General features: G+C 71.2%; 26 protein-coding genes. 14 read left to right on the forward strand and 12 right to left on the reverse strand.

Annotated elements, in window-relative coordinates; genetic code table 11:
* Positions 1-41 precede the first annotated feature (41 nt).
* Positions 42-572, forward strand: a complete 531-nt coding sequence (locus DEIGR_RS06865; RefSeq protein ID WP_058976298.1) for a phosphoribosyltransferase family protein — start codon at positions 42-44, stop codon at positions 570-572.
* A 95-nt stretch (positions 573-667) separates the two neighbouring features.
* Entirely contained in the window at positions 668-1,213 is a 546-nt protein-coding gene (locus DEIGR_RS06870; protein WP_058976299.1) for a phosphoribosyltransferase family protein, read from the forward strand.
* 60 nt (positions 1,214-1,273) lie between these two features.
* On the opposite strand, the gene DEIGR_RS06875 is transcribed toward DEIGR_RS06870, so the two are convergent.
* Both DEIGR_RS06875 and DEIGR_RS06880 read right to left on the reverse strand, forming a co-directional pair.
* Entirely contained in the window at positions 1,274-2,161 is an 888-nt protein-coding gene (locus tag DEIGR_RS06875; protein WP_058976300.1) for a complex I NDUFA9 subunit family protein, read from the reverse strand.
* The gene (locus DEIGR_RS06880; protein WP_058976301.1) at positions 2,158-3,084 is read right to left on the reverse strand and encodes a MerR family transcriptional regulator; all 927 of its coding nucleotides are present in this window, start codon (positions 3,082-3,084) and stop codon (positions 2,158-2,160) included. The genes DEIGR_RS06875 and DEIGR_RS06880 overlap by 4 nt, the downstream gene beginning before the upstream one ends.
* Before the next feature lie 107 nt (positions 3,085-3,191).
* On the opposite strand from DEIGR_RS06880, the gene DEIGR_RS06885 reads away from it, so the two are divergent.
* Positions 3,192-4,091, forward strand: coding sequence for a UbiA family prenyltransferase (locus DEIGR_RS06885; protein WP_058976302.1), 900 nt, complete (start codon positions 3,192-3,194; stop codon positions 4,089-4,091).
* 1 nt (position 4,092) lies between these two features.
* On the forward strand, positions 4,093-5,457 hold the full coding sequence (locus DEIGR_RS06890) for a phytoene desaturase family protein (RefSeq protein ID WP_058976303.1): 1,365 nt from the start codon (positions 4,093-4,095) through the stop codon (positions 5,455-5,457).
* A 3-nt stretch (positions 5,458-5,460) separates the two neighbouring features.
* Here the strand turns inward: DEIGR_RS06890 and DEIGR_RS06895 are convergent, their stop codons facing one another.
* The 8 genes from DEIGR_RS06895 to DEIGR_RS06930 form a co-directional block, all read right to left on the reverse strand.
* Positions 5,461-5,883: a hypothetical protein gene (locus tag DEIGR_RS06895; RefSeq protein WP_058976304.1), complete on the reverse strand. Its 423-nt coding sequence runs from the start codon at positions 5,881-5,883 to the stop codon at positions 5,461-5,463.
* A gap of 197 nt (positions 5,884-6,080) precedes the next feature.
* Positions 6,081-7,817: a S8 family serine peptidase gene (locus tag DEIGR_RS06900; RefSeq protein WP_058976305.1), complete on the reverse strand. Its 1,737-nt coding sequence runs from the start codon at positions 7,815-7,817 to the stop codon at positions 6,081-6,083.
* A gap of 488 nt (positions 7,818-8,305) precedes the next feature.
* Positions 8,306-9,877 carry an L-glutamate gamma-semialdehyde dehydrogenase gene (pruA, locus tag DEIGR_RS06905; RefSeq protein ID WP_058976306.1) on the reverse strand — a complete coding sequence of 524 codons (1,572 nt, stop codon included), beginning with the start codon at positions 9,875-9,877 and terminating at the stop codon, positions 8,306-8,308.
* A gap of 11 nt (positions 9,878-9,888) precedes the next feature.
* Positions 9,889-10,356 (reverse strand): hypothetical protein, encoded by a 468-nt coding sequence (locus tag DEIGR_RS06910; RefSeq protein ID WP_058976307.1) that lies wholly within the window; start codon positions 10,354-10,356, stop codon positions 9,889-9,891.
* A 9-nt stretch (positions 10,357-10,365) separates the two neighbouring features.
* Complete coding sequence (locus DEIGR_RS06915) at positions 10,366-11,298, reverse strand: proline dehydrogenase family protein (RefSeq protein ID WP_058976308.1); 933 nt, start codon at positions 11,296-11,298, stop codon at positions 10,366-10,368.
* Positions 11,295-11,954, reverse strand: coding sequence for a GntR family transcriptional regulator (locus DEIGR_RS06920; protein ID WP_058976309.1), 660 nt, complete (start codon positions 11,952-11,954; stop codon positions 11,295-11,297). The genes DEIGR_RS06915 and DEIGR_RS06920 overlap by 4 nt, the downstream gene beginning before the upstream one ends.
* A gap of 86 nt (positions 11,955-12,040) precedes the next feature.
* On the reverse strand, positions 12,041-12,424 hold the full coding sequence (locus DEIGR_RS20330) for a hypothetical protein (protein WP_153013663.1): 384 nt from the start codon (positions 12,422-12,424) through the stop codon (positions 12,041-12,043).
* Positions 12,425-12,451: 27 nt separating this feature from the next.
* Positions 12,452-12,919 carry an MgtC/SapB family protein gene (locus tag DEIGR_RS06930; RefSeq protein ID WP_058976311.1) on the reverse strand — a complete coding sequence of 156 codons (468 nt, stop codon included), beginning with the start codon at positions 12,917-12,919 and terminating at the stop codon, positions 12,452-12,454.
* Between the two features lie 304 nt (positions 12,920-13,223).
* Here DEIGR_RS06930 and DEIGR_RS06935 point away from each other — a divergent pair, with 304 nt between their 5' ends.
* Positions 13,224-13,490 (forward strand): cold-shock protein, encoded by a 267-nt coding sequence (locus DEIGR_RS06935; protein ID WP_046842690.1) that lies wholly within the window; start codon positions 13,224-13,226, stop codon positions 13,488-13,490.
* Between the two features lie 109 nt (positions 13,491-13,599).
* On the opposite strand, the gene hpt is transcribed toward DEIGR_RS06935, so the two are convergent.
* Positions 13,600-14,127: a hypoxanthine phosphoribosyltransferase gene (gene hpt / locus DEIGR_RS06940; protein ID WP_046842689.1), complete on the reverse strand. Its 528-nt coding sequence runs from the start codon at positions 14,125-14,127 to the stop codon at positions 13,600-13,602.
* 60 nt (positions 14,128-14,187) lie between these two features.
* Here hpt and trpC point away from each other — a divergent pair, with 60 nt between their 5' ends.
* From trpC to DEIGR_RS06985, 9 genes are all read left to right on the forward strand, one after another.
* Positions 14,188-14,991, forward strand: a complete 804-nt coding sequence (gene trpC, locus DEIGR_RS06945; RefSeq protein ID WP_058976312.1) for an indole-3-glycerol phosphate synthase TrpC — start codon at positions 14,188-14,190, stop codon at positions 14,989-14,991.
* 110 nt (positions 14,992-15,101) lie between these two features.
* The gene (locus DEIGR_RS06950) at positions 15,102-15,821 is read left to right on the forward strand and encodes an MBL fold metallo-hydrolase (RefSeq protein WP_236704683.1); all 720 of its coding nucleotides are present in this window, start codon (positions 15,102-15,104) and stop codon (positions 15,819-15,821) included.
* 58 nt (positions 15,822-15,879) lie between these two features.
* A complete protein-coding gene (locus DEIGR_RS06955) occupies positions 15,880-16,578 on the forward strand; it encodes a TVP38/TMEM64 family protein (protein WP_058976314.1) in 699 nt (232 codons plus the stop codon).
* A 43-nt stretch (positions 16,579-16,621) separates the two neighbouring features.
* Positions 16,622-17,677, forward strand: a complete 1,056-nt coding sequence (gene purM, locus DEIGR_RS06960) for a phosphoribosylformylglycinamidine cyclo-ligase (protein WP_058976315.1) — start codon at positions 16,622-16,624, stop codon at positions 17,675-17,677.
* Positions 17,674-18,387: a histidine phosphatase family protein gene (locus DEIGR_RS06965; protein ID WP_058976316.1), complete on the forward strand. Its 714-nt coding sequence runs from the start codon at positions 17,674-17,676 to the stop codon at positions 18,385-18,387. Before purM ends, DEIGR_RS06965 begins: the two co-directional genes overlap by 4 nt.
* 235 nt (positions 18,388-18,622) lie before the next feature.
* Positions 18,623-20,065, forward strand: a complete 1,443-nt coding sequence (locus DEIGR_RS06970) for a nitronate monooxygenase (RefSeq protein ID WP_083523956.1) — start codon at positions 18,623-18,625, stop codon at positions 20,063-20,065.
* A gap of 94 nt (positions 20,066-20,159) precedes the next feature.
* Entirely contained in the window at positions 20,160-21,104 is a 945-nt protein-coding gene (gene meaB, locus DEIGR_RS06975; RefSeq protein WP_058976317.1) for a methylmalonyl Co-A mutase-associated GTPase MeaB, read from the forward strand.
* Between the two features lie 14 nt (positions 21,105-21,118).
* Complete coding sequence (locus tag DEIGR_RS06980; RefSeq protein WP_058978581.1) at positions 21,119-21,652, forward strand: isoprenylcysteine carboxyl methyltransferase family protein; 534 nt, start codon at positions 21,119-21,121, stop codon at positions 21,650-21,652.
* Positions 21,653-21,717: 65 nt separating this feature from the next.
* Positions 21,718-22,527, forward strand: coding sequence for a GNAT family N-acetyltransferase (locus DEIGR_RS06985; RefSeq protein WP_058976318.1), 810 nt, complete (start codon positions 21,718-21,720; stop codon positions 22,525-22,527).
* A 54-nt stretch (positions 22,528-22,581) separates the two neighbouring features.
* Here DEIGR_RS06985 and DEIGR_RS06990 read toward each other — a convergent pair whose 3' ends face one another.
* The gene (locus tag DEIGR_RS06990; RefSeq protein WP_058976319.1) at positions 22,582-23,454 is read right to left on the reverse strand and encodes a bifunctional 5,10-methylenetetrahydrofolate dehydrogenase/5,10-methenyltetrahydrofolate cyclohydrolase; all 873 of its coding nucleotides are present in this window, start codon (positions 23,452-23,454) and stop codon (positions 22,582-22,584) included.
* Between the last annotated feature and the right edge of the window lie 185 nt (positions 23,455-23,639).

Consider the following 23,639-nt stretch of genomic DNA (forward strand, 5'->3'; position numbering starts at 1 on the left):
GGGTCACCCCGCCCACGCCGCCGCGCGTTACACTGCGTCAAGTGGACACGTTCAAGGTTCAGATCGGTCGCGTGACCCGCGACCTGCCCATCGTGCCGGTCTCCCCGGATGTCAAGGTCGCCCTGTTCAACATGCTGGGCGACACCGACGTCACCGAGGAAGCCGGACGCGAGCTTGCGCAGAAACTCCCCGCCGACATCGACGTGCTCGTCACGCCCGAAGTCAAGGCGCTGAGCCTCGCGCACGTCATCAGCCGGGAAAGCGGCAAGCCGTACATCGTCATCCGCAAGACCCAGAAGCCCTACATGGTCGACCCGGTCGCCCGCGAGGTCGTGAGCATCACCACCGGCAAGCCCCAGCTGCTGGTCCTCGACGGTTTCGACGTGCAGAAGATCAAGGGCCGCAAGGTCGCCATCGTGGACGACGTGGTCTCCAGCGGCGGCACCCTGCACTCCATCCGTCAGATCATCGAGGAAGTCGGCGGGGAAGTCGCGGCGGTCGTCGCCGTGTTCACCGAGGGGCAGGAACGCCCCGAAGTGACCGCGCTGGGCCACCTGCCCCTCTTCAAGTAATCGCTCCCCTCAAGGCCCCCTCCCACGCGGAGGGGGTTTCCCTCTGGCGTCCTGCTCTCCTGACCTCAGCTGACGAACGTGCGTTAGCCTGAGCCATGACCACAGCCCCGCAGGAACTGACCGTCACCATCGGCGACGTGAGCCGCACCCTCCCCACCGTCCGCGCGGGCGGCATGGGCCGCGTGCCCCTGGTGGAATTCATCGGGGACAGCGAGTTCACCAAGGCTGTCGCGCAGGAGATGGTCGCCCTGATCCCTGACGGCACTGAGGTCCTGCTGACCGTCGTCACGAACGCCCTGCCGCTGACGCACGAACTGAGCGACCGCTCCGGCCTGCCGTACGTGTGCGCCCGCAAGAAACGCCGCACGTACATGCAGCAGCCCCTGATTCAGGACGTGCCCAGCATGACCCTGGGCGTCGCCGAGACCCTCTGGCTGGACGGCCCGCACGCCGAGCGCCTGAACGGCAAGCGCGTGACCATCGTGCAGGACGTCGTCGCCAGTGGCGGCACCGCGCAGGCCCTCGCGCGGCTGGTCGAGCGGGCGGGCGGCACCGTCGCCGGGTACCTCGCCGCGTTCCGGCAGGGCACGCCGACCCTGGACGTGATCGCCCTGCAGGATCTGCCCCGCACCCTGAGCTGACCCAGGGGCAAAGGGCGCGCCCCGCCGGGCTGAGCGGCGGGGCGCACGGTTCGGCGCGGGTTACTTCTTCAGGGCGGCCTGCACGATCTGCGGCAGGTGATCCTGCAGGCGCAGCATCGGCAGGTCGAAGGTGCTGCGGGCCGGTTCGTTCGGCGCGGTGTTGCCCTCCTTGAGCATCGCGTACTGGTCGCGGGTGATGGGGGGCTTGGGCAGCACCTGCATCAGCGGCACGGCGAGGTTCATCAGCGGCAGCGGCACCGGCACGATGGGTTTGCGTTTCCCGAGCGCCCCGAGTTCCAGGTCCAGCAGCTGCCGGAACGTGAATTCCTCCGGGCCGGTCAGGGCGAACGTGCCGTGCAGGCCGGTGCGGCTGCCGGCGGCGCGCGCGAAGGCCTGCGCGACGTCCTGCACGCTGACCGGCCGGAACGGGAACGACCCGTCCCCGAGCTGCGGCACGACTGGCGCTGTGGACACGAGTTCCCGCAGCACCCGCCCGAAGAAGTCGTCCCCGACGCCGAAGATCAGGCTGGGCTGGAAGATCGTCCAGTCCAGCCCGCTGGCCCGCACGAGCGCCTCGGCGCGCGCCTTGCTGCTGGAGTACCGGCTGCCGCTGTCCTCGCGGGCGCCCAGGGCACTCATGTGCACGTAACGCGCGCCGCGCGGCGTGGCGGCCAGAACGTTGCGGGTGCCCTCGACATGCACCCGCTCGAACGTCTGGTCCCCAGCTTCCGCGATGATGCCCACCAGATGCACGACGACGTCCGGGTCGGCCTGACCGGCGGCGCGCTGCACGCTGCCCGGATCGGTCACGTCCAGCTTCACGCCGCGCGCGCCGCCCACCGCCTCGCCCCGGCGACTCCCGGCCCAGACGTCATGGCCGTCCTGCACGAGTTGTTTCACGACCGCTTTCCCGACGAAGCCGCTGGCTCCGGTGACCAAGATCTTCATGAGGTGCCTCCCTGGGGGCGGTGCAGGTGCGCGGCGATCAGCTGCGCGGCACGTGGGGCGTCCGGCCCGGCGTACAGGCCGCCGAACTCCTCGGCCAGTTCCGGGCGGGCGTTGGCCAGCGCGCCACCCACGAACAGCGGCACGCCCAGGCCGTCCAGGTCGCGCAGATGCTCGCGGGTCGGCCCGAGCGCCCAGTCGCCGTTCAGGGCCAGCAGCACTGCCCGCGCGCCCTGCTGCCGCGTGAAGACCGCCAGATCGCCCAGCGGGACGTTCGCGCCCAAGTACGCGACCCGCACGCCCCGGCGCCGCAGGGCCAGGGTCAGCATCATCAGGCCGAGTTCGTGTTCCTCGCCGGGCGCGCAGGCGGCCACGACGAGCGGCCCGAAGCCCTCCTGCACGCCCGCCACGTCCATCAGGTGCGACAGGCGCGCCCGCAGGAACGCGCTGGCCTGATGCTCGTGCGCGACCGTGATCTCGCCCCGCTCCCAGCGCGCCCCGATGTCGGCCAGGGTGGGGGAGATCACGTGCGTCAGGACGTCCTCGACGGGCAGCTGCGAGTGCACCTGCCCCAGCACGGCGCCCGCCTGATCCATGTCCGAGCCGATCAGGGCCTGCGTGAGCTGCCGGGACCACTCGGCGGCGTCCCGGGCTTCGGGCTCGTCGGGCACGGCGTCGAGGTCCCGCTGCGTGAGTTCGGCGGCGCGGCTGGCGGGCACCCCGGCGTTCAGGTGCGCCTGCATGCGCTGAATGGCGGCGACGTCGTGTGGGGAGTACAGCCGGTACCCGTTCGCGCTGCGTTCGGGGCGCGGGAAGCCGTAGCGGCGCTCCCACTGCCGCAGGGTCGTGGCGGGCACACCGGTCTGCGCCTCGACCTCGGAGGCGGTGAACATGGCAGTCAGCGACCGCCCGGCGGGAAGGTTCATCAAACCCTATTCTGAACGCCGCGTGACCGCAGGAACGTAACGATTCCGGCCAAACGCCGGGGCATCTGCCCACCACCCCCAGCCGCTATGCTGCGGAGGTTGCCGTCATGCCGACCGACCGCGCCGCCCCCACCCTGACGCCCGCCCGCTTCCCGCTGCGGCGCGCGCTGATCGTGTCCCGCCCGGCGCTATGGGTGAACACCGTGGGCACCCTGGTGACCGGCGTGTGGCTCACGGGCCGTCTGTACACCCTGGACGCCGGGGTGCTGGCGCTGCTGGCGTACCTGACCCTGCCGTTCAACCTCCTGATCTACGGCCTGAACGACCTGTGGGACCAGGAAGAAGACGCCCGCTCCTCCCGCAAGGGCGGCTGGCAGGGCGCGCGGCTCCGGGCGCAGGAGGCCGCGCCGCTGCTGCGCGCCACCCTGTGGTGGAATCTCCCCGCCCTGGCCGGGCTGAGCGTGCTGCTGCCACCCCCCGCCACGCTGCTGCTGCTGACGTCCGCGCTGCTGTTCGCCGCTTACAGTCTCCCCCCGCTGCGCCTGAAAGCCCGCCCGTTCCTGGACGGCCTGAGCAACGTCGCGTACGCCCTGCCGCTCGCGCTGCCCGCCCTGGCCCTCGGCAGCCCGGTGCCGTGGTGGCCGCTGCTGGCCCTCATGAGCTACTCGGTCGGGAAGCACGCCTTCGACGCCGCGCAGGACATCCCCGCCGACCGCGCCGCCGGAACCCGCACGGTCGCCACCACCCTCGGCGCGCGCGGCACGGCCGCCTACGCCCTGACGTGGTTCGTCCTCGCCTCGGCGCTGCTGCTGCCCGCGTCGAAACTGACCGCGCTGGCGCTGCTCCTCACCTGCGGCGGCATGGCCCTGCGCCTCCTGCTGCGCCCCACCCCCGAACAGGCCGCGCGCCTGTACCCCCTGAGCATCGTCACCCCCTGGATCGTCGGCGCGGTCGCCGGGGTGCAACTCGTGGCCCTGCTGGCGCGCGGCCAGTGGACCGGATTCTGACGTGACCCGCCGCGTCGGCACCCGAACGGTCGGCATCCTGGGAGGCGGGATCGCCGGACTGGCCCTCGCCGCCCGCCTCGCGCACCGGGGGTACGCGGTCACCGTGTACGACCGCGATCAGGCCGGTGGGAAGCTGCGCCACCTGACCCTGGCCGGTGAGTCGGTGGACACCGGCCCTAGCCTGTTCACGTTCCCGCAGGTGTGGCGCGCGTACCTGCGCGGCCTGAACGAACCCGACCCCCTGCACCTGCGCCCGCTGCCCGGCGGGCTGGGCGTGCACCACACCCCGCACGGTCCGGGGCCGCTCCCGGTGCCGCCCGGCCATCCGCTGCACCCGCACTGGCAGCGGTACCTGCGGGCCGCCGCGCCGCTCGCGCCGTTCCTGGGCGTGCTGCTGACCACCCCGCCGCGCCTGCGCGACCCGCACTTCCGGCAGGCGGCCGCCGCGCTGCTGCGCGTGCAGGGCCCGCACCTGACCGCGCAGGGCTGGCTGGCCGAGCAGCGGCTCCCGCCCGCGCTGACCCACGCGCTCGCCACGCACGCCCTGAACGCCGGACTGGCCCCAGGAGTCGCGCCGCCGCTGTACGCCCTGATCCCGGCGCTGGTCGGCGCAGACGTGTTCCGCCCGGCGGACGGCATGGGGGCGCTGCTGGACGCCCTGCTGACCTTCGGACAGGCGCGCGGCGTGCAACTGCGCGAGCACACCCCGATCACGCGGCTGGACGGGCAGACCCTCACCCTCGCGGGTGGTGAGGTGGCGCGGCACGACCTGATCGTCAGTGCCCTCGACCCGCACCGGCTGGCCGCGCTGCGGGGCCGCCCCACCCCCTCACCCTTAGGGCGGCGCACCGTCAGCGGCGCTGGCGTGTACGCCGTCCTGCCCCGACCCGCCCCACTCCCCGCCACGAGTGTCCTGCCGCCCACCAGCTTCGCGGCGTTCCACGCGCACGTCCGGCGCGGCGCGTTGCCCCCGGACACCCTCACCCTGGTGCACGCGCACGGGCGGCAGCTGAGCATCCTGCTCGCCACGCCCGCCACCGGCGAGGCCCTGACCCTGGACCACCCCTGGGTGCAGACGCAACTCCGGCGGACCGAGGAGACCCTGCAAGTCCCCGACCTGCTGCGGGACGCGCTGGACGTCACCACGCTCGCCCCCGACCACTACGCGCAGGGCGGGCACCCCGGCGGCGCCCTGTACGGCCCCGGCCTCCCCGCTTGGCGCGGCGGGCCTCTGCACCCCCAGCCATACCGCCTGAAGAACGGGCTGTGGCAGGTCGGCACCGGCGTCCACCCCGGCGGCGGCATCCCCGCCATCCTGGGCGGCGTGCAGATCGTCGACCGACTGCTGCGCGAATCGGGCTGGTAGGAGTCAGGGCACCCGCAGCGTCGCGGTGTTCGACACGAGAGTCACCCGCGTGTCGCCGTCCTGCGCCTGAACGTGCGCCGTCATGAGGTACGTCCCGGCGGGCAGCCGCGCGGCGCGGACGGGGGAGAGGTCGAGCGTGAACGCCCCCCACACGCCCCGCGCGGTGTTCACGCCCAGACCCACCTCGGCGCACAGGGTCCCGCGATTCGGGTACCCGAGGAGGGCGCGGCCCTGCCGGTCGAAGACGGTGTACCTGACCTGACACAGCCCGGTCCTGAGCGAGCGGCCCGGCGATTCCAGGCCCTTCACGCGCAGGGTGACGCGGGGCTGCGTGACGGTCAGGGTGCCCGGCAGGAACAGCTGCGCGGGCGCGGCATCTGGAGTGCCGGACAGCAGCAGGGGAAGCAGGAGGACCGCGCGGTGCATGGGCTCAGGCTAACGAACAGCACCCCCTCCGTGTGGAAGGGGTGCCGGGTGCGCGGGTGGGTTATACGGACTCCGGTTGAAAGGTTTGCAAAAACTTTCAACCCGAGCGGATGCGAGAAGGAGCAAAGCGGGTTCCGGACGTGGAGCTGGCAATCCGGTGAAGTTCCGGATTGTCAGCGGAACAAACGGAATCCGTATTACTGGCCGGTGATGGCTTTCAGGGGGTCGACCAGACCGTACCCGAAGTTGTTGTCCTTCCCGGCGGTGCCGAGGTCCTTGGCGGTGCTGGTCAGCAGGCTGAGCAGCTGGGTGTTCGTCAGGGTGGGCTTGGCGGCCCAGACGACCGCGGCGGCGGCGCTGACGTGGGGGGTGGCCATGCTGGTGCCGTTGTAGGACTCGTAGTCGGCGCCGGTGACAGTGGCGGTGCCGGTGGTGGGCAGCTTGGTCAGCAGGGCCTGGCCGTCCGCCTGGAGGATGCCGACGACGGGCACGGCGTAGCTGTTGGTGAGGGTCATGCCCAGGGCGCCCGCGGCGTTGTTGTAGATCATGACGGCCTTGGCGCCGCTGGCGACGGCGTTGGCGGTCTTCTCCTCGAAGGAGCAGGTGCCGCGGGCGATCAGGGCGATGTTCCCGGCCAGGGCGCTGTTGCGGGTCGTGGTGCCGCAGAACTCGTTGTTCGTGCCGCCCGCCGCGACGATGGTGCCGGTGAAGCTGCCCTTGCCGGTCAGGTCGGCGGCCTGCACCTGCGTGAAGGTCACGCCGCCGCCGGAGGCGCTGGCGCGGGTGCCCTGGCCCAGCGGCACGCTGCTGATCACGTCCACGCCGGGGCCGACCAGATCGACCTGCGTGCCGAAGTTGCTGAAGTCCGCCTTGGCGAGGTTGCTGTCCACCGCGCCGATGCCGACCACTTCGGTGTACGCGGCGGGGTAGGAGACGGCGGCGCCGTCGTTGCCGGTCGCGGCGATGGTCAGGGCGCCCTTGTTCCAGACGCTGGTGTAGGCGCGCTGCTCGGTCTGGCTCTTGCTGCCGCCGCCCAGGGAGAGGCTGATGACGACCTTGTTCTCGGTGCCGCCCTGGCTCTTGAGCTGCGCGGCGCACCAGTTCACGCCGTTGATGATGCCGCTGCTGCTGCCGGAGCCGGTGTCGCCCAGCACGCGGGCCATGTACAGGTTCACGCCGGTGGCGACGCCGACCACGCCGTTGGCGTCCATGCCGTCCTGCAGGCCGGCTGCGCCGGTGCCCGCGCCGAGCTGCGCGAAGATCGTGCCGGACACGTGCGTGCCGTGGTGCGACAGGTCGTTCAGGGCGTAGGGGTCGTTGCGGTTGGCTTCGGTGGTGACGAAGTTCTTGAAGCCCTTGAGCTTGCGCGCGAATTCGGGGTGGTTGCCGTCGATGCCGGTGTCGCCGACGCACACGGCGACGCCCGTGCCGGTGTAGCCGGCGGCGCGCAGGTTCTGGACGCGCAGGGCGTTGTCACCCCAGGTGAACTCGCCGCTGGGGGCGTACAGGGCCTGCGCGCTGAGGTTCTGGCTGCTCAGGCTGGCCTTGGCGGCGCTGTCCTTGACGCCGCTCTTGAAGCCCATGGCGTGACGCACGTAGTCGGGTTCGATGTATTCGACGCTGGGGTTGGCCTTCAGTTTGGCCAGTGCGGCGGCGTCGAGTTTCACGGCGGCGGCGCTGATGTCCACCCACTGGCTGGTCATGATCCCGCCCGCTGCGGCGATGGCCTGGGCCTGCACGGCGGCCTGGTCGGTCAGGCTCTGGCTGCTGAGGTTGCCCTGCTTGAAGCCCACCAGGTACGCGCCGGGAATGGCGTCGGCAGCGGCGGGTGCGCTCGCCTCGGGAGCGGTGGCGACCGGGGTGGCCGTCTGCTGGCTGCAGGCGGCGAGGCTCAGGGCGAGGGTGGCGGCCAGGATGGAACGGGTGTGCTTCATGGGATCTCCAATGTGCGGCGGAAGACGGGCTTCCGGCTCGTAGCCGAACGCGGGTGGGAACGGCGGTCTGGCGCGGCCGGGGGCTGCGTCAGGGCGGGCAGTGAGCGTCGCTCGGTGTGTTGAAGTTGAGGGGGATGTTAGTGCCCGGTGGGATCACAATGAACCGCATGTCTAGGTTGCTCTGGAGTGGGTTCAGAATGCCGGATATTTATCGTGTGACAGGGCCTGAATGGTGTCTCGGGCGGCATCCGCCGCTTCATTTGAGGCACCCCGCCCGGCGGTCCTGGGGTAGAGTTATGTTTCTCATTCTTCAGTCAGTTTGCGATCAAGACTTGGCATGCGCTAACAAGGCCGGTCATTTTATTTTCAAACGGAAATGACCTGATTGTTCTGAATGGCGCCTGTCTACCCTGTGTCTGGTTGACTGCCAGCAGAAAAGGGCACCCAGCCAAAGCCGGACGCCCCCCATTCGGGTAGTCGGTGCTGGTTTACCAGCGTTCGGTGACGGTCTTGAGCTGCATGAAGTTCGCCAGGTAATCCGGGCCCCCCGCCTTGCTGTCCGTGCCGCTCATGTTGTACCCACCGAAGGGCTGCACGCCCACGATCGCGCCCGTGATCTTGCGGTTGAAGTACAGGTTCCCGACCTGGAACTCCGCGCGGGCCTGTTCCAGACGCTCCCGGCTGGCACTGCACACGCCGCCCGTCAGGCCGTACTCGGTGCTGTTCGCGATCTCCAGCGCGTCCTGCCAGTCCCGCGCGCGGATGACCGATACGACCGGCCCGAAGATCTCCTCCTGCGCCAGACGCGACTCGCGCTTCACGTCGCCCACGATGGTCGGCTGCACGTAGTACCCCTGCTTCCCGTTCGCCTCGCCGGTCGCCGCGCCGCCCAGCAGCACCTTGCCCTCATTCGGGGCGATCTCCAGGTACCCTTTGATCTTGTCGAAGCTCATCTGGTTCACGACCGCCGTGACGTTCGCGTTCTCCTCGCCCGTCCCGACCTTCAGGGCCCCGGCGCGCTCCACGAAGGCATTTACCACGTCGTCGTACACGCTGTCCACCACGATCAGGCGGCTCATGGCGCTGCACTTCTGCCCGTTGAACCCGAACGCGCCCTGCACCGCCGCCGTCACCGCCACGTCCAGATCGGCCGTCTCGTCCACGATCATGCCGTCCTTGCCGCCCAGCTCCATGATCACGCGTTTGATCCACTTCTGGCCGGGCTGCACCTTCGCCGCCACCTCGTTGATGTGCAGGCCCACCGCGCGGCTCCCCGTGAACGTGATGAAGCGCGTCTTCGCGTGCGTCGTCAGGTACTCCCCGATCTCCTTGCCCACGCCCGGCAGGAACTGCAGCACCCCGGCGGGCAGCCCGGCCTCCAGCATGATGTCCACCATGAACCCCGCGATCAACCCCGCGTCCTCGGCGGGCTTCACCAGGACGCAGTTCCCCACCACGATCGGCGCGGCGGCCATCCCGATGAAGATCGCGCACGGGAAGTTCCACGGGCTGATGCTCACGCCCACGCCCAGCGGGATGCTCATCAGGCCGTTCTCCTCGCCCTCGAACCACGTCGTCTCACTGCTCCCGAAACCCGAATACTTCATGGCGCTGCGCGCGTAGTACTCCAGGAAGTCGATCGCCTCCGCCACCTCCACGTCGGCCTCGGCGTAGTTCTTGCCGACCTCGATGCTCATCAGCGCGCACGCTTCCAGGCGGCGGCGCTTCAGGATCGCGGCCGCTTTCAGCAGCACGCGCGCGCGGGCGTCCATGTCCCACTTCTTCCAGCTCTCGAACGCCGTCCACGCGCCCTGCAGGGCCCGCTCGGCATCCTCGATGGTCGCCTTCGCGGTCGTGCCCACCACTTCATTCGTGTCGCAGGGGTTCAGGCTGGTCAGCTTCTCCGCCGTGTCCACCCGCTCACCGTTGATGACCATCGGGTAGTGCTTCCCGACCAGTTCCGCACGCACCTTCTTCAGCGCGTCCTGATAGGCCTTGACGTTCTCTTCCTTCGTGAAATCGATGAAGCTCTGCGGGCGGTACTCCTGAACTTTGATCATGGTGGGTCTCCTTAACAGAATTGATAGAGCTGTATGTGGTCGGCTGGGTTGAATACGGGAGCTGAAATGTCCCGGTAGGTGGCGAGTTCCGGTTCAGTCCCCGCGCTGAGGACGTCGAAGTACGCTCTGAACAATGGCTCTGGCTCTTCGGCCAGCACGATCCGGTTGCTCATGACGGTGTCGAAGAAGTTGACTTTCTCCCACAGCGAAGGCTCATCTCTGGCGAGCAGAAGCGCAAGGCAGTCGAGGACGAGAACCTTCTGGAAGTCGTTCAGCGAGTCGAAGACGGGTCTGAGTCCATGGGCCAGAAACGGCTGGAGGCTGTGCGCATTGCCGGTGTACGGGGCCAGCACGTAGCTGTCCATCTCGAAGTCCACCTTCTCGGGGCAGGTCTGGCGGTACCAGTCGTCTGAGACATGAACGGCCGAATTCAGGACCTCGTGCAGCCAGAAGAGGTTGATGTACCCCAGCGGGTTCATCGCGTTCGTTCAGCCCTTGAGCATGCCGCGCAGGACGAACATGGCGTTGCGGGGCGTCTCGGCGATGCGGCGGCTGAAGTAGGGGTACCAGTCGCGGCCGTAGGGGATGTACGCGCGGACGCGGTATCCGGCGGCGGCGAGGTTGCGTTGCAGGTCGCGGCGGATGCCGTACAGCATCTGGAATTCGAAGGCGTCCTTGCTGACGCCGTGCGCGAGGGCGTACATCTGCACGTCGTGGATGATGCTTTCGTCGTGCGTGGCGACGTTCACGTAGTTCCCGGCCTGCATGTGGGCGTACACGAGGCGGCGGTAGGCGGCGTCCACGTCGGCTTTCTGCGGGTACGCGACCGTTTCGGGTTCCAGGTACGCGCCCTTCACGATGCGGAGGTTGGGGTTCAGGTCGTCCAGGCTGGCGCGGTCTTTCTCGGTGCGGTAGAGGTAGCTCTGGAGGACGGTGCCGACGTGCTGCCCGCCGAATTCGCTGTGCAGGGTGCGGAACTGCGCGAGGGTCTGGTCGACGCGGGGGTGGTCTTCCATGTCGAGGCACACGAAGCCGCCGTACTCCTTGGCGCGGCGGATGATGCGGCGGGCGTTCGTGAGGCCCAGGTCCTCGCCGTCCACGGTTTTGCCCTGGCCGACGCTGGACAGCTTGATGCTGACGTAGGGCGTGATGCCGTCGGCGTGTGCGGCGTCCAGCATGGTGATGACGTTGTCGGCGAACTGCGTGCACTGCGCGGGGCTCTCGATGAATTCACCCAGCAGGTCGAGGTTCGCCATGATACCGTCTTTTTTCAGGTCGTGCACGGCCTGGATGGCGGTCTGGGGGGTTTCCCCGGCGACGAAGCGCTGGGCCATGCCCCAGCCGCGGGCGCGGACGGCGTTCTCGATGGTTTTCTGACCGGCGACGGTCAGGACGGCTTTGCGGTACATCTGGTCGATCATGGGGTGCTCCTGGGTTGAAGGTCGTTCAGGACGAGGGCGGCGAAGGTGCGGACGTGCGTGCGGGCGGCGTCCCGCGCGGCGTCGTGGTCACGGGCGAGAATCGCGTCGAGCAGGGCGGCGTGCTGGGCGTCGGTCTGCGGGTGGGCGTTGTACGTTCGGGTCTGGTGCTTGATCAGGGCGACGCGTTGTTCGAGGTCGCGGTTCAGGTCGTTCAGGGCGGCGTTGTGCGCGGCGTGCGTGATGGCGCGGTGGAACGCGAGGTCCAGTCGGGTCTGGGCGCGGTAGTCGCTGCCGGGCGCGGCGTGCAGGTCCGCCAGGGCGGCGCGCAGGGCGGCGGCGTCGGTGGGCGTGTGGTGCTGCGCGGCGAGGGCAGCGGCCAGGCCGTCGAGTTCCTCGCGGACGACGTAGGTGTCGCGGGCCTCGGCGGCACTCAGGGTGCGGACGCGCACGCCCTTGTTCGCCTCGGCGATCAGGAGGCCGTCCTGCGTGAGGCGCATCAGGGCCTCGCGGATGGGCGTGCGGGACACGCCGAGTTGTGCGCCGAGTTCCACCTCGCCCAGGCGTTCGCCGGGGGCGAGGTCGCCGTCCAGCACGGCGCGGCGCAGGTGGTCGTACACGCCGTCGCGGACCAGGGTGGGGCGCTCGAAGGAGGTCATCGTGGATATTGTATACAATCCTGACGATCTGACCAGCCCCCCCGGTCATCTGTTTCCCACATCTGTTCAGGCAGGCGGCGCGGGGGTCACGCCGACACGCTGTGCAGGCACGACGGACACACCCAGTCGTCAGGTCTCAGGTTCTCCATCAACACGCGGCGCCGGTTCAGCCTCCACCGGTGCCGCGCCGCCGCGACGCCCGCCGCCCACAGGAACCCCAGGCCACCGACGGTCAATACCAGCAGCCGCCCCCGGCTCCCGCCCAGCACGGTCAGCAGCAGCGGCACCTGCGTCACGAGCAGCAGCGTCAGGCCCAGGCCCACCAGCGGAACGGGGACCAGCCAGCGCGACTCGTCCCAGTCGATCCAGGGCCTTTCCTGCGACGGGCGGTAGGCCCGCCAGCGCAGCAGATGGTGACGGCAGCGGGGGCAGTCGGCCCAGTCTGAATCCGGGTGGGGGAGACGAATCATCCCTGCCGGGTACGGGCCGCGTGGCGCTCAGGTTTCCCCGTCGCGGCGTCCGGTCTCCAGTCGGTGCAGGGGCCGCAGGACGAACAGGAACAGCAGCGTGATGCCCAGCGCGAACACGTACAGATGCAGTCCGCAGGCGACGCCGACGCCCGCGCTGGCGAGCAGGCTGGCGGCGGTGGTCAGGCCGCGGGTCTGGCCGTCCTGGCCGCCGGAGAAGATCGTGCCCGCGCCCAGGAAGCTCACGCCGCTGACCACGGCGGCCAGCAGCCCGATCAGGTCGAAGCGCACCGCCGGATTGTCCGAACCGAACTGCCGGATCAGTGCCTCGGCCAGGACGACGAACACGGCGGCGCTGATGCCGACCAGCATGTGGGTGCGCAGGCCGGCCCCGGCGCGGTGGGCCTGCCGTTCCCAGCCGATGAGGCCGGTCAGCAGGGAAGCGATGACCGGGCCGGTCATCAGGCGCAGCTGGCTCAGGGTGTCGGTCCAGTCCATCCCATGACCCTACGGGGTGTGCCGCCGACCAGTCTGAACCGGGTCCAGAATCGCGTGCCGTGGAGGGGGGTGGTGGACCGGTCAATGCCGCCGTGCAGGACGGCGCGGAGCCATGCTCTGGCGGCATGATCAAGAGGCAGTCCGCCAGCTGGCCTAGAATGTAGTTCGACGCACGTTTGGCGTTCTGGGCGGAATCTACACTGCCCCCATAGTTTCCCGAGTTCGCACAACGACTTGACGAGGGTGGGCGCACAGGGTCTTCACCGTGCGCCCACGCCTACATCTGGAAACTAAGGAGTGCATTATGGCAGTAGGCAAAGTGAAATGGTTCAACGCGGAAAAAGGCTACGGCTTCATTCAGACCGAAGGCAGCCCTGACGTGTTCGCGCACTTCAGCGCGATCCAGGCCAGCGGCTTCAAGAAGCTGAACGAAGGCGACGAAGTCGAATTCGAAATCGAAGAAGGCCAGCGCGGCAAGGGCCCCCAGGCCAAGAACATCGTCGTGACGAAGGCCGCTCCGGTCAGCGATTACGGCGGTGGCGCCGGCGCCCGCCGCAACGACCGCTGGTAAGCACTCCTCTCCAGAAGGCAGGCACTCCGGAAGCGGGGTGCCTCTTGTTCATGCACACAGCAGGAGAGGGGCGGGCGCCCGCAGGGCCCGCCCCCCCCTCAGATCGGGGTCACTCCTGACTGGTGATGAACGGAAGGTTCCGGTCGAACTGCGCGCGGTCCAGGCCGTAGCCGTACACGAACGCGTCGGGAATCGTGAAGCCCAGGTACTCCACCGGAATCTCGACCTTGCGGCGGCTGGGCTTGCTGAGCAGCGCCGCGATCTTCAGGGTCTTCGGCCCGCGGCCTTCGAGGTAGTGCAGCAGGTAGTTCATGGTGATGCCGGTGTCCACGATGTCCTCCACGAGGATCACGTGCCGGTCGCTGATGGGGAACTGCAGGTCCTTGACGATCCGCACCTCGCCGCTGCTCTGCTTGGCGTTCCCGTAGGAGCTGGCCTGCAGGAAGTCGATGGTGCAGGGCATGTCCAGCGCGCGCACGAGGTCGGTGTGGAACATGAACGCGCCGTTCAGGACGCAGATCAGGTGAGGTTCGGTGCCCCGGTAGTCCTCGCGGATCTTCGCCGCGATTTCCTGAATGCGGGCCTGAACCTGCTGCTCGGTGATCTGAACGGGGCCGTTGCCGGGGGCGAGACTCATAGACCCGCAGGCTAACACGCCCGCGTCCCACTTCACCAACCCCGCGCTATGCTCACGCGGATGTCAGCCCGTGACGACACCGCCCTCGTGACGCTCCACTTCGACCGTGTGCCCGGCGTGCTGGGCCGCATCGTGCACGAACGCGCCGCCGACTACGCGGCCGCCGAGCCGGCCCTGGGCGCGACTCGCGCCCGCACCCACCGCTTCGAGACGGCCCTGCGTCAGCCGGGTCTGTCCCTGATCGCGGAGGTCAAGCGCGCCAGCCCCAGCCAGGGCGCCATCGCGCCGCTGGACCCGCTGGACGCCGCGCGGGCCTACGAGGCTGGAGGCGCGCGCGCGATCAGCGTCCTGACCGAACCCCGTCACTTCGACGGAACCGCGCAGGCCCTGCGGGACGTGGCGGGCGGCGTCGCGGTCCCCGCGCTGCGCAAGGACTTCGTGGTGCATCCCGCCATGCTGCGCGAGGCCGCCGAGTGGGGCGCGTCGGCGGCACTGCTGATGGTCAGCGTGCTGCACGAGGCCACAGCCGAGTACCTGCACATGGCGCACCACCTGGGCCTGGACGCCCTGGTGGAGGTGCACGACGAGCGTGAACTGGACATCGCGCTGGAGGCCGGTGCGCCGATCATCGGCGTGAACAACCGGGACCTGACCACCCTGCACATCGACCTGGCGGTCAGTCCGCGCCTGATCCGCCGCGCGCGCGACGCGGGGTTCGGGGGCGTGCTCGTCGCCGAGAGCGGCTACCGCACCCCGCAGGACCTCGCCAGCGTGCGGGATCTGGCCGATGCCGTGCTGGTGGGCAGCAGTCTGGCGGGCAGCGGCGACCTGACCCGCGCCGCCCGCGACCTGATGCGCGCGTGAACCCCGGTACCACCCACGCTTCGCTGACGTTTCTGGGGACCGGCGACAGCAAGGGCGTGCCGCGTTTCTGGTGCGCCTGCCCCGTGTGTCAGGAGGCTCGCGCGGGTGGCGTGAACCGCAGGGGCCGCACCGCCACGCTGCTGCGCGTGCCCCTGCTCGGCGGTGGCGAGGGCACCGCGCTTCTCGACGCCGGCCCGGACACCCACGCCGCGCTGGCCCGCCTGCCCGGGCCGCTGGTGCCGGACGTGGTGCTGGTCACGCACGCGCACAACGACCACATCCTGGGCCTGGGCGACCTGCTCGACTACGTGCGGTACGCCGGTGGGAAGCTGCGGATCTACGCCCCGCCGGAGGTCGTCCCGACCCTGGCCGACCGCTTCCCGTACGCCTTCCGGGGCGGGTCCCCGGTGCAGCCCATCCCCGGGGCGGGCGTGACCGTGGGGGACTTGACCCTGCGCCTCTTCCGCGTGCCGCACGGCGCGAACGGCGAGAGCCACGCCATCCGCCTCGACGCCCCGGACTGGCGGGCCGCCGTGATCACCGACGCCATCGACGTGCCCACGGCGACCGCGCAGGCGTGGCTGAGTGATCTGGACCTCCTCGCGCTGGGCACCTCCTTCGAGGACGAGGGCGACGCCCCGCACAGCGGCCGCAGCGTGTACGACGTCCGCGAGGCGCTGGCCCTCCCCTGGGCGCGCTCGGCGCGGCAGGTGATCCTCACGCACCTGTCGCACGGCGTGGACGCGCGCCGCACCCACCTGCTGCCGCCGGGCTGGGCGTTCGCGCACGACGGCCTTCAGGTGCCCCTCGCGGGCCCCGCGCGAGTGTGAACGCACTCCAACTTTCGCGGGGCGAAACTCACCCCCGCCGCCCCTACACTGTGGCCCGATGACCGCCGCCCGCCAACCCCCCCGTTCCCTGCGCTGGCTGATCCTGGGCGCCGCCCTGGCCCTGCTGATCGGGGTGGGCCTGCTGCCGGACGTGCGGGCGTTCCTGAGCACGGCGTTCGCGGCCCTGACCAGCCGCGACCCGGCCGTCACCCGCGCGTTCGTGGACGGGCTGGGCTGGGCGGGCCCGCTGGCGCTGATCGCCGGGTTCGTCCTGCAGGCGGTCCTGCCGGTGCTGCCCGCGCTCGTGCTGACCGCCGTGACCGCCCGCGCCTACGGCCCCTTCGAGGGATTCCTCATCGTGTACCTGGGCACCCTGCTGGGCGCCGCCGCCGGGTACTGGCTGGGCCGCGCGCTCGGCAACGCGCTGATCCGCACGCTGGTCGGCGAACGCACCCGCCTGAAAGTCCACGAGTTCACCGAACGGCACGGCACGCAGGGCGTCCTGATGATCCGCCTCATGCCGATCCTGTCCGCCGACGTGATGAACCTCGTGGCGGGCGCGGCCCGCATGAGGTTCCGGCCGTTCATGCTCGCCACCGCCGCCGGGGCGCTGCCCGTCACGGCGCTCGTGGTGTGGCTCTCCGAGAGCGGCGAGCGGCTGCTGTGGGGCATGGTGATCCTCTCGGCGGTCGTGGCGGGCGTCGCGGCTGGACGCGCCCTGATCCGGCGCAGACGCGCGGCGCGCGGACTCGGGTAAACTGAACGCCCGAAGTCCACCGCACGGTGGATGCAGGAGGCTCATGACCAAGCAAGACCAGGGCGCCCAGGCGTCGGCATACGAACGGGCGGGCGTCAGCATCGACGCGGGACACCGCGCGGTGGAACTCATGAAAGGCGCCGTGGCGCGCACCCACACCCCCAACGTCCTGGGCGGCCTGGGCGGTTTCGGCGGCCTGTTCCGCGCCGCGTTCGGGCACATGGACGACCCGGTGCTCGTCGCCAGCACCGACGGCGTGGGCACCAAGACGAAGGTCGCGGTGCGCAGCGGCACCTTCAGCGGGCTGGGCGGCGACATCGTCAACCACTGCGTGAACGACATCCTGGTGCAGGGCGCCCGCCCACTGTTCTTCCTGGATTACGTCGCCATGGGCAAACTGCTGCCCGAACGCGTCGCCGAGGTCGTCACCGGCGCCGCCCAGGCCTGCGAGGCGCTGGGTGTGGCCCTGCTGGGCGGCGAGACCGCCGAGATGCCCGGCGTGTACGTGGACGGCGAACTGGACATCGTGGGCACCATCGTGGGCGTCGTGGACCGCCCGAAACTGATCAACGGCAGCCGCATCCAGGCCGGGGACACCGTCATCGCGCTGCCCAGCAGCGGCCTGCACACCAACGGCTTCTCGCTGGCCCGCATGGCCCTGGACGACCTCGACTGGCAGGAGGCGCGTGACGACCTGCACGGGCAGACCCTCGCGCAGGTCCTGCCGGTCCCGCACCGCGCGTACCTGCACGCCTTCGACGCCCTGGAACGCGCCGGGATCGACATCCGCGGTATGGCGCACATCACCGGCGGCGGCCTGATCGACAACCCGCCCCGCGTGTTCCCCCAGGGTATCGGCATGCAGATCGACACCGCCAGCTGGCCCGTCCCGCCCGTCTTCGAACTGATCGTGCAGCGCGCCCAGGTCGCCCGCCACGAGGCGTTCCGCGCGCTGAACATGGGCGTGGGCTTCCTGTTCATTCTCCCCGCCGCACAGGCACAGGCCGCGCTGGACGCCCTGAAGACGGCCGGGGAGCAGCCCTGGGTCATCGGGCAGATGGTGGAAGGTCAGGGCGTCACGTTCACGGGAGCCGTTTGACGAAGCGACTCGCCCCCACCGGCTTCGCCGCGCCCGACCGCGCCACCGCCACCGAATTCTGGGTGGTCCGGCACGGCGAGAGCACCTGGAACGCCGACGGCCGCTACCAGGGCCAGGCCGACGTGCCCCTCAGCCACATCGGCGTCCTCCAGGCGGCCAGCCTCGCCGAACGCCTGACCGGGCAGCACTTCGACGCGGTGTACACCAGCGACCTCGCGCGCGCCGCCCGCACCGCCGAGATCGTCGCCGAACGCCTCACCGGCGCGCCCCCCGCGCAGCGCGACCCGGGCCTGCGCGAGATCGACGTCGGCGAACTGTCCGGGCTGGTCATCAGCGAGATCCGCGAACGCTACCCCGACTACCTGGGCGCCCTGAGCACCGAACCCTGGAGCACCCGCCGCCCCGGCGGGGAGAGCATGGAGGACCTGTACGCCCGCAGCGGCGCGGCCTTCGGCGCCCTGCGCGAGCGCCACCCGGGACAGCGCGTGCTGGTGTTCACGCACGGCGGCGTCGTGCGCGTCGCTGTCGGCCTCGCGCTGGGCGGCGTGCCCGCCAACGCCTGGGCGCGCCTGAGCGTCGCCAATACCAGCATCACCCGCGTCCTGCTGGGCGAGGGCAGCGGCATGCTGCTGGGCTTCAACGACGACGCGCACCTCGAAAACCTGCTGGAGGCCACCGAGGCCGACGACGTACTGGGACAGGCGCCGTAACGGGTCCAACCGTCTGAAGGTCAGAGGGTCCAGGGGTCACCGCCTGGGCCCTCTGCCCTGTGAAGGTCCTGGCTGCCCGTATGCCGGTCAGGTCGGGACGCGGTGCAAACCTGCACGGCGTCCCAGGGTCGCCGGGGGGCAGGCCGCGTGGGCGCACGCTGGGGGCGTGAGTGCCGCAGCGGGGGAGGGGCCGGACGGGCTGGCCCACGGGGCCGCTGCGGCGGGGAGACCGCGCATGACCGACCAGCCGACCGCCACCGACCAGCCTGAAACCCGCCCCCATGTTCCCGAACTGCCGCGCGTCATTCAGGGCGGCATGGGCATCGCCGTGTCCGACTGGCGGCTGGCCCGCACGGTCTGCCTGCACGGCGGGCTGGGGGTGGTGTCCGGCACCGGGATCGACACGGTGCTGCTGCGCCGCCTGCAGGACGGTGACCCGGGGGGCGAGGTGCGCCGCGCACTGGCAGTCTTCCCGAACCCGGCGCTGGCACAGGCCTGCCTGGAGCGGTACTTCCGCCCGGAGGGCCGCGCGCCCGGCGAGGCGTACGCCCGCCTGCCCATGCCCACCGCCGAGCGGTACCGCGACGCGTGGGAGATGACGCTGCTGGGCGCGTTCGTCGAGGTCACGCTGGCCCGCGAGGGCCACGACCGCCCGGTGGGCCTGAACCTCCTGACGAAGCTGCAACTGCACACGCTCCCGGCGCTGTACGGCGCGATGCTGGCCGGGGTGGGGACCGTGATCATGGGCGCCGGGATTCCCCGCGACATCCCCGGCATCCTCGACTCGTTCGCCGCCGGGCGGCCCGCCAGCCTGCGGGTGGACGTGAGGGGCGGCGAAGGGCTGACCCTGACCCTCGACCCGGCCGACTTCGACCTGCGGCCCGACCCGCTGGTCCGCCCGGCCTTCTACCCGATCGTATCCTCGCACGTCCTGGCCGGTGTGCTGGCGCGCAAGGCCAGCGGGCCGGTGCAGGGCTTCATCGTGGAGGGACCGACGGCGGGCGGGCACAACGCGCCCCCGCGCGGCCCGCTGACGCTGGACGACCGGGGGCAGCCCGTGTACGGCGAGCGCGACGAGGTGGACCTGCCCGCCATGCGCGCCCTGGGCCTCCCGTTCTGGCTGGCGGGCGGCTGCGGCACCCCGGGGGCGCTGCGGGACGCCCTGGCGGCGGGCGCGGCCGGGATTCAGGTGGGCACCCTGTTCGCCTTCGCGCAGGAATCCGGGCTGCGGGCCGACCTGAAAGCCGACGTCCTGACCCGCGCGCAGGCCGGGTCGCTGGACGTGTTCACCGATCCCCTCGCGTCGCCCACCGGCTTCCCGTTCAAGGTGGTCACGCTGCCCGGCACCCTCTCGCAGCCGGAGGTGTACGCCGCCCGCGAGCGCGTGTGCGACCTGGGCTACCTGCGCGAGGCCTACCGCACCGACTCAGGGCGGGTGGGCTGGCGCTGCCCCGCCGAACCGGTCGCGGCTTACGAATCCAAAGGTGGAGCGGCGGCCGACACGCCGGGCCGCAAGTGCCTGTGCAACGCCCTGATGGCCGACGCCGGGTACGCCCAGGTGCAGCGCGGCGGGCGCACCGAACCCGGCCTGCTGACGAGCGGGGACGGACTGGGCGCCCTGCGCGACTGGACGCCCGGCTACGGCGCGGCGGACGTGCTGCGCGTCCTGCACGGCTGAATGCCCGACCCCGACCTGCCGGAAGGAGCGGGGCGGGTGCGCTAGGGTGGAGGCACATGCACCCTCACCTGCCCACGCCTGACCGGGGGAGCCCGTGACCGCCCCCTCCGCCCCCCCGCCGGGGCCGCTGCTGGACCGTTACCGCGCCGGGGACCTGCGCGCCCTGGCCCGCGCCGTGACCCTGGCCGAGGCTGGGTTGCCCGCCGCGCGCCCCCTGCTGCGCGCCGCCCGCGAACGTGGCGCGCGCGCCGTCGTGCTGGGCGTGACCGGCAGTCCCGGCAGCGGCAAGAGCACCCTGACCGACGCCCTGATCGCGTTCCTGCGCTCACGGGGGCAGCGCGTCGCGGTGCTCGCCGTGGACCCCAGCAGCCCCTACAGCGGCGGCGCGATCCTCGGGGACCGCATCCGGATGCTGCGCCACCACGCCGACGAGGGGGTGTTCGTGCGCTCCCTGGCCAGCCGGGGCGCACTGGGCGGCCTGTCCGAACGCACCCTGGGCGTCCTGGCCCTGATGGAAGGCGCGGGCTTCGACTGGGTGATCCTGGAGACGGTGGGCGTCGGGCAGTCCGAGGTGGACGTCGCCGCCGCCTGCGACCACACCCTGCTGGTCCTCACGCCTGCCGGGGGGGACGGCGTGCAGGCGTTCAAGGCCGGGATCATGGAGATCGCGGACGTGATCGCCGTGAACAAGGCCGACCTGCCCGGCGCGGACCGCACCGTCCGTGAACTGATGGCCGCGCAGGGCCTCGGCGCGCACGACGAGCACACCTGGTTCGCCCCGATCCGCCGCACCGTCGCCGCGAAGGGCGACGGCATCGAGGCCGTCGTGGCGGCCGTCGAGGCGCACCGCACGCACCTGGGCGAGGAGGGCCTGCAACGCCGCCGCGAGGCGAGGGCGGCGCTGGAGGTCCGCACCCTGGTGCAGGAACGCCTGCTGCGCCGCGCCCGTGAGCTGGGCCGCGACCTGTACGCCCGCGTCGCGCGGGGTGACCTGGACGCCGACGACGCCGCCGACACGCTGCTGCGGGGGGAGCTGTGAAGGTCCGCCCATCCGTGAAGGCCAGCACCGTGGCCGTGTGGCTGTTCGCGTTCCTGGTCGTGCAGCGTCTGCTGGAACTGCGCGTCGCCCGCTCGAACGAACGCTGGGCGCGCGAACACGGCGCGCAGGAGTACGGACAGTCGCACTACCCGCTGTTCTTCGTGCTGCACCCCACCTGGATGCTCCTGACCCTGCTGGAGGGCCGCGCCAGCCGGGGTCGCGTGAACCCCTGGGCGCTGGCGCTGTTCATCCTGGCGCAGCCGCTGCGCTACTGGGTGATCCGCACGCTGGGCCGCTACTGGAACACCCGCATCCTGATCGTGCCCGGTGGGCAGCGCGTCACCGGCGGCCCGTTCAGATACCTGAAGCACCCCAACTACGCCGTCGTCGCGCTGGAGATCGCCTCGGCCCCGCTGGCGGTCGGCGCGTGGCGCACCGCGCTGGCGTACACGCTGCTGAACGCCGCGCTGCTGCTCGGCATCCGCATTCCCGCCGAGGAACGCGCGCTGGCCGAGTACCGCGCCAGCCGGACCGACCATACCCCCTGATTTGGGCGGGTGGTGCGCCATACGGCGCAGGCGTGCCCGCCACCCGGCCCGCTAGCCTGGGCGGCATGACCCGGTCCCTCGGTTACTTCACGGACGTCGCGCTGCGCCGCCAGGAGGGCAGCCTCGTGCAGGCCCTCCCGGACGCCACGGTCGTCCGGTCGCCCGCGAACCCCACGTTCTGGTGGGGGAACTTCCTGCTGATGCCCGCGCCGCCCGCGCCCGGCGACCTCCCGGTGTGGGAGGCGGCATTCACGCGCGCGCACCCGCGGGCCGCGCACCGCGTGTTCGGGGTGGACGTGCCCGGTCCCGCCCTGGGCGGCCCGGTGGCCGACGAGTGGCGCGCCGCCGGGTACGACGTGCGGGCCGACACGGTCCTGACCGCCCCGCGCACGCACGCACCCCGCCGCCTGAATCGCGACGCGCGGCTGCGGGTGCTGCAGGGCGCCGACTGGAACCGCGCCCTGGCCCTGCGCGAGGCCGTGAACGCCGCCGACCCGCACGGACACGAACCGGACGGGTACCGCGTATTCGCGCGGCGCAAGCTGGCCGCGTACCGCGCCGCGCAGGACGCCGGGTACGGCGCGGTCCTGGGTGCCTTCGACGACCACGGGCAGATGCTGTCAGGCCTCGGCATCTTCGACGCGGGGGACGGCGTGGCCCGCTACCAGAACGTCGAGACGCACCCGGACGCCCGCTCGCGCGGCCTGGCCGGGACGCTGGTGCACCATGCGGGCGAGTGGGCGCGTCAGCAGTTCGGGACGCGCACGCTGGTCATCGTGGCCGACCCCGAGTACCACGCGCAGCGCCTGTACCAGAGCGTGGGATTCACACCCACGGAGGTGCAGATCGCGCTGGAAAGGCGCCCGGCAGAGTGACCGGCAGGAGGGGCACCCGGGCAGACGCGCCGGGTGCCCCTGCGGGTTCGGCGGTTACTCGACCGGTTCGCCGCGCTGCAACTTCACGGCCCGCACGAGGTTCTGGTACATCAGCGCGCTCGTCAGGGGGCCCACGCCTCCGGGGACGGGCGTCTGGGCGCGGACCGGCAGGTTCGCCTGCGCGTCGCCCACCACGCCGCTGCCGTCCGCGGGGACGTTGATCCCCGCGTCGATCACGACGTGATGCGGCTGGACATGGTCGGCGCGCAGCAGGCCCGCGCGGCCCACCGCGATCACCACGGCGTCCTGCGCGGCCAGCACGCCGCCCAGGTCACGGGTGTGTTCGTTGCACAGCGTGACGGTCACGCCGCGGTTGTTTAGCATGAACGTCAGCGGGCGGCCCACCGTGCGCCCCGGGCCGATCACGGCGACGCGCGCGCCGCGCAGGTCGTCCCCCAGCGCCTCGCGCAGCAGGAAGCGGATCGAGCGGGGCGTGGGGGGCAGCAGCGCCTCGCTCTCGCGCCCGGCGGCGATCAGCGCGAGGTTCGCGGGACTCAGGCCCTCGATGTCCTTGCGGGCGGTCAGGTGCAGCAGCGCGGCGTCGGCGTCCAGGGGGGCGGCCAGCGGCAGTTCCAGCATGATGCCGTGCACGTCCGGGTCGCTGGACAGCGCGTGCAGCGTGGCGTGCAGCGTCTCCTGGGTGGCCTGCGGGCCCAGGTCGCGCACGGTGAAGCGCACGCCCAGGCGTTTGGCCTGCCGGGCCTTGCTGTCCACGTACACGCGGCTGGCCGGGTCGCCGGACGCCAGGACACTCACGAGGTGAGGCTGGAAGTCCCAGCTGCTCAGGTCGGCGCGGACCTGCCGGGTCACCTGGTCCGCGCGGGGTTTGCCCGGCAGCGCCAGGGGGTGGGGGAGGGGATCAGTCATCGTCGGGTCCAGCGGACAGGGTCCTTGAGTGGAGGCGGGCAGGGAGCGCGGGGCGGACCGCTTCCCGGACGGGAAGGCGCCCGGCCCAGCATACCTGCCCCCGGCGCGATGGGGGCATCTGGGGGTAGTCCTGACCCCCTGGGGGAGGATACCGTGAAGTGCTTCACAGCGTCAGAAAACTCACA

Origin of the sequence: Deinococcus grandis, from assembly GCF_001485435.1 — a bacterium.
Taxonomy (GTDB): Bacteria; Deinococcota; Deinococci; order Deinococcales; family Deinococcaceae; genus Deinococcus; species Deinococcus grandis.

Excerpts from the sequence above, each read along its gene's own strand:
- hpt (WP_046842689.1), bottom strand. The coding sequence starts at position 14,127 with ATGAGTCTCGCCCCCGGCAACGGCCCCGTTCAGATCACCGAGCAGCAG.
- DEIGR_RS06915 (WP_058976308.1), bottom strand. The coding sequence starts at position 11,298 with ATGATCGACCAGATGTACCGCAAAGCCGTCCTGACCGTCGCCGGTCAG.
- DEIGR_RS06935 (WP_046842690.1), top strand. The coding sequence starts at position 13,224 with ATGGCAGTAGGCAAAGTGAAATGGTTCAACGCGGAAAAAGGCTACGGC.
- DEIGR_RS20330 (WP_153013663.1), bottom strand. The coding sequence starts at position 12,424 with ATGATTCGTCTCCCCCACCCGGATTCAGACTGGGCCGACTGCCCCCGC.
- DEIGR_RS06895 (WP_058976304.1), bottom strand. The coding sequence starts at position 5,883 with ATGCACCGCGCGGTCCTCCTGCTTCCCCTGCTGCTGTCCGGCACTCCA.
- purM (WP_058976315.1), top strand. The coding sequence starts at position 16,622 with ATGACCAAGCAAGACCAGGGCGCCCAGGCGTCGGCATACGAACGGGCG.
- pruA (WP_058976306.1), bottom strand. The coding sequence starts at position 9,877 with ATGATCAAAGTTCAGGAGTACCGCCCGCAGAGCTTCATCGATTTCACG.
- trpC (WP_058976312.1), top strand. The coding sequence starts at position 14,188 with ATGTCAGCCCGTGACGACACCGCCCTCGTGACGCTCCACTTCGACCGT.
- DEIGR_RS06990 (WP_058976319.1), bottom strand. The coding sequence starts at position 23,454 with ATGACTGATCCCCTCCCCCACCCCCTGGCGCTGCCGGGCAAACCCCGC.
- DEIGR_RS06885 (WP_058976302.1), top strand. The coding sequence starts at position 3,192 with ATGCCGACCGACCGCGCCGCCCCCACCCTGACGCCCGCCCGCTTCCCG.
- DEIGR_RS06875 (WP_058976300.1), bottom strand. The coding sequence starts at position 2,161 with ATGAAGATCTTGGTCACCGGAGCCAGCGGCTTCGTCGGGAAAGCGGTC.
- DEIGR_RS06930 (WP_058976311.1), bottom strand. The coding sequence starts at position 12,919 with ATGGACTGGACCGACACCCTGAGCCAGCTGCGCCTGATGACCGGCCCG.
- DEIGR_RS06880 (WP_058976301.1), bottom strand. The coding sequence starts at position 3,084 with ATGAACCTTCCCGCCGGGCGGTCGCTGACTGCCATGTTCACCGCCTCC.
- DEIGR_RS06910 (WP_058976307.1), bottom strand. The coding sequence starts at position 10,356 with ATGAACCCGCTGGGGTACATCAACCTCTTCTGGCTGCACGAGGTCCTG.
- DEIGR_RS06920 (WP_058976309.1), bottom strand. The coding sequence starts at position 11,954 with ATGACCTCCTTCGAGCGCCCCACCCTGGTCCGCGACGGCGTGTACGAC.
- DEIGR_RS06955 (WP_058976314.1), top strand. The coding sequence starts at position 15,880 with ATGACCGCCGCCCGCCAACCCCCCCGTTCCCTGCGCTGGCTGATCCTG.
- DEIGR_RS06985 (WP_058976318.1), top strand. The coding sequence starts at position 21,718 with ATGACCCGGTCCCTCGGTTACTTCACGGACGTCGCGCTGCGCCGCCAG.
- DEIGR_RS06970 (WP_083523956.1), top strand. The coding sequence starts at position 18,623 with ATGACCGACCAGCCGACCGCCACCGACCAGCCTGAAACCCGCCCCCAT.
- DEIGR_RS06900 (WP_058976305.1), bottom strand. The coding sequence starts at position 7,817 with ATGAAGCACACCCGTTCCATCCTGGCCGCCACCCTCGCCCTGAGCCTC.
- DEIGR_RS06870 (WP_058976299.1), top strand. The coding sequence starts at position 668 with ATGACCACAGCCCCGCAGGAACTGACCGTCACCATCGGCGACGTGAGC.